Here is a 3,136-nt window from a genome sequence, read left to right as displayed (position 1 = left end):
AATTCAGGCGCTCGTCGCCGCGCTCGACGAGTTCGAGACCTACGACGCGATCCTGCGCGACGAACCGGCTCTCGAGCCCGTCGCCGTCCCCGCGAAGGCGACCGGCAAGCCCGCGGCCGGCGACGAGGCCGCAGCGACGCCGGAACTCACCCCGGCGACGGCGACCCGGCTGCTCGTGCGCGCCATCGGGCTCGCCCGCGGCAAGCAGGATGACGACGAGTGGCTCAACGCCTCCACCGTGAAATCGCAGATCAAGCGCCTCGACCCGTCGTTCAACGAGAAGTCGCTCGGCTTCCGCAGCTTCATGGACTTCGTTCGCGCCGCCGAACAGGTCGAGATCCGCGAGGCCGGTCAACAGCGCTTCATGCGGCTGCGCGAGGAGGCGACGGCTCCGGCCGAGACGCCGCCCGCGGCCACGCAGCCGGTGAAGAAGGCGTCGCGCCGTGCCACCTCGACCGCCGCCCCGCGGAACGCCGAGCCCCAGGTCGCCGAGCCGGTCGAGACCAAGCCCGCGGCCCGCGCCCCGCGACGGGCGAAGTCGGCCCCGACTGCGACGGACCCGTTCCGCGAGCCCTGAACCGTCGGCGGATCAGCCGACGTGGAACGTGCCGATCTGCGTGACGCCGTCGGAGCGGTAGACCGGCACGTCGAAGCCGGCGGGGTACTCCCGGTCGCAGCGTTCCTGCTGCTCGTTCGCCTGCTCGGGCGTCATCGGCGGTGAAGCACCGGGACACTGCACCACCAGCTCGGTGGCGCGCGCATATCCGGTGACCGCGTCGCCCTCCGCGTCCACACCGAGAACCGCCATCAGATCCGGGTCGCCCACGCCGGGCTTCGACGCGCCGAAGGTCTCTCCCCTCTCGTTGATCCCCCACGCCGTCTCGACGACCGCGAGATATTGCAGGCTCACCACGGAAGTGGCACCGTCACGCGGCTGCAGGTAGACGGCTGAACCGTCTGCGAGGTCGAAGTCTATCCACGCGGTCGGCGAGGGCTCGCCCGGCCGGAGGTCGCTGGCGCTACAGCTCGTCGACGGGTTGTTCCCGCCCTCGTCCAATCCCCACGTCGTCGCCCCCGGGCTCGTGCAGGTAAACGTCACCCTCACGTGAGTGGCATCCGCGGGTGGCGAGAGCTCGAACGCCTGGGGCTCCCCGGCGACGGTGAACACGATCGACCCGGCGAGCGGCGTGACGACGGGCGCCCCGGGGATGAAGACCGCATCCGCCTGGCCCCGGAAGTTCGTCGTCGGGTACGACGGCGCCGGACCCGGATCGCGATCCCAGATCGCCGCCGTCGCGGTCGCGGCTCCCCCGCCGACGAGCATCCCCGCGAGCACCAGGCCGATTCCCGCGCCGAGGCGCCGGCCGCCGCGGACGGGGCGCTCATCGACGACGTCGACGAGTTCGGCGCGGATCGCCTCGCTGCGGGCGGGGTCGAATTCTGTGGGTTCAGTCATGAGCAGCCTCCAGTCGGGCACGGGCACGCGAGAGCCGGGTCTTGGCCGCTCCGTAGGAGAGACCGAGGGCGGTCGCGGCGTCACGGACAGAGAGTTCGTCGAAGGCGACCAGCGTGATGAGATGCTGATCGGTCAGCCCGAGCCGGGCGAAACCGGCGAGCCGCTCGACTGCGTCCGCGCGGGAAGCCACGAGCTCGCCAGCATCCCGGGATGTCGCGGGTTCGGGGAGTCGCGCGAGGACGTCGCGGTAGCGACGGCGCGCGCGCGTGATGTTGCGGACGACGTTGGTGGTGACCACGAGAAGCCAGGGCAGCACCGATCCCTCGACGACGCGGGCGTCGACACGACGGCGCCAGAGTTCAAGGAACGCCATCGCCGTCGCGTCTTCAGCGTCTGAGTGATTGTCGAGCAAGCGCTGGGCGTGCCGCAGCACGCGATCGCGGTGGCGATCCCAGAGTTCGCCGAAGGCACCGCCCTCTCCAGAGAGCACCCGCTCCCAGATCCCCTGATCGGTCTCCACACTCAGTAGTGTCCGCGATCCGCTCATGGTTACACCCGAGATTCGGGAGGGGCGCCCGCGGTTCCTACTCGATCACCGAGAGCCGCCTCCTCAACAGCGTGCGCTCCACGAACGTCCAGGTGGTCGACACGGTGAGGTAGAGCGCGGCGGCCAAGGGCACGAACGCGGCGATCAGCACGGTCGTGAACGACAGCCAGGAGAGGGTTCCGGTCATCCCGGCGAGCGGACCCTCCACCGCGGGGGCCGCGGCGGCCATCCGCAGCGTCTGCCGTCGCGTGAACCAGGCGACGACCGCCATCACGGCGAGGAGTGCGACGGGCACGAGCACGGCGAGCGTGGGCGAGGCCATCAGGGCCGGGAGGGACGACCCGAGCGGCGCACCGGCGAGCGTCTCGGTGAGGAGCTCGTTCGGGCGCCCGTTGAGCTGCGCCGACACGGCGACGCCGTAGAGCACCGACACGATCGGCACCTGGGCGAGCGCCGGCCAGATCCCGGCGAACGGCGACACGCCCTCGTCGCGGTAGAGCTTCAGCGTCGCCGTCTGCAACTTCTCGGGGTTCGTCTTCCAACGCCGCTGGAGTTCGGCCAGTTTCGGGGCGAGCCGTCGGCGGGCGAACTCGGCGCGCACCTGGAGCACGCCGAGCGGGAGGAGGACCGCTCGAACCGCGAGGGTGACCAGCACGATCGCGAGGGCCGCGGCGGCGGAGCCGGCGAAGGGTTCGAGCAGTGCGGCGAGGCCGAGCAGGGCGGAGTGCGCCACGTCGAGAAGCGCGGCGAGGGGCGGAAAAGCGGTGAAGTCCACGGAAGAGTCCTTTGCGAGTCGGAGGGATGCGGTCACATCTGGCCGCTCCTTCCTCGCTGGACGAGGACTATGCGGCCGGTGCGACCCCTCCGGGGGCACGCGAGCGCACCCGGCCCGCAGTGCCGGGGTGCGTGGGCGCGGCGATGCGGTCGAGCGACTCGCGGTGCTGCCGGGCGCGGTGACCCACCCGCAGGGCGGCTTCGGCCGGCGCGAGCACGAACTCGCGCAGGGCGACGGTCGCCACGACGGCGAGCGCGGCGGACGCGGCGAGAGCGGTGAGCAGAGCCCCGGGGTTCGGCCCGACGGCGGCCGCGACCACGACCGCGAGCGCACTCGCGACCAGCAGCAGAGCTGCGTG

Annotated in this window: 5 protein-coding genes; 1 reads left to right on the top strand and 4 read right to left on the bottom strand. The window is 71.7% G+C overall.

Features of this window, described 5'->3' with window-relative positions; translation table 11 throughout:
• A partial coding sequence (locus tag ACILQS_RS16095; protein ID WP_395641137.1) for an OST-HTH/LOTUS domain-containing protein occupies nucleotides 1-577 on the top strand: 577 nt, incomplete at its 5' end.
• A 12-nt stretch (nucleotides 578-589) separates the two neighbouring features.
• Here the strand turns inward: ACILQS_RS16095 and ACILQS_RS16090 are convergent.
• The 4 genes from ACILQS_RS16090 to ACILQS_RS16075 form a co-directional block, all read right to left on the bottom strand.
• Complete coding sequence (locus ACILQS_RS16090; RefSeq protein WP_395641136.1) at nucleotides 590-1,456, bottom strand: hypothetical protein; 867 nt, start codon at nucleotides 1,454-1,456, stop codon at nucleotides 590-592.
• Nucleotides 1,449-1,976 carry an RNA polymerase sigma factor gene (locus ACILQS_RS16085; RefSeq protein WP_395641135.1) on the bottom strand — a complete coding sequence of 176 codons (528 nt, stop codon included), beginning with the start codon at nucleotides 1,974-1,976 and terminating at the stop codon, nucleotides 1,449-1,451. The genes ACILQS_RS16090 and ACILQS_RS16085 overlap by 8 nt, the downstream gene beginning before the upstream one ends.
• Before the next feature lie 64 nt (nucleotides 1,977-2,040).
• Entirely contained in the window at nucleotides 2,041-2,778 is a 738-nt protein-coding gene (locus ACILQS_RS16080; RefSeq protein WP_395641134.1) for a YidC/Oxa1 family membrane protein insertase, read from the bottom strand.
• A 67-nt stretch (nucleotides 2,779-2,845) separates the two neighbouring features.
• Nucleotides 2,846-3,136: hypothetical protein (locus ACILQS_RS16075; RefSeq protein WP_395641133.1), on the bottom strand; the 291-nt coding region annotated here is incomplete at its 5' end.

The organism is Pseudolysinimonas sp., from assembly GCF_044239695.1.
Classification (GTDB): domain Bacteria; phylum Actinomycetota; class Actinomycetes; order Actinomycetales; family Microbacteriaceae; genus Pseudolysinimonas_A.
This window is presented reverse-complemented; position numbering and strand designations above follow the sequence as displayed.

Bases quoted from the DNA above. Each gene is read 5' to 3' on its own strand.
- ACILQS_RS16090 (WP_395641136.1), bottom strand. From the start codon at position 1,456: ATGACTGAACCCACAGAATTCGACCCCGCCCGCAGCGAGGCGATCCGC.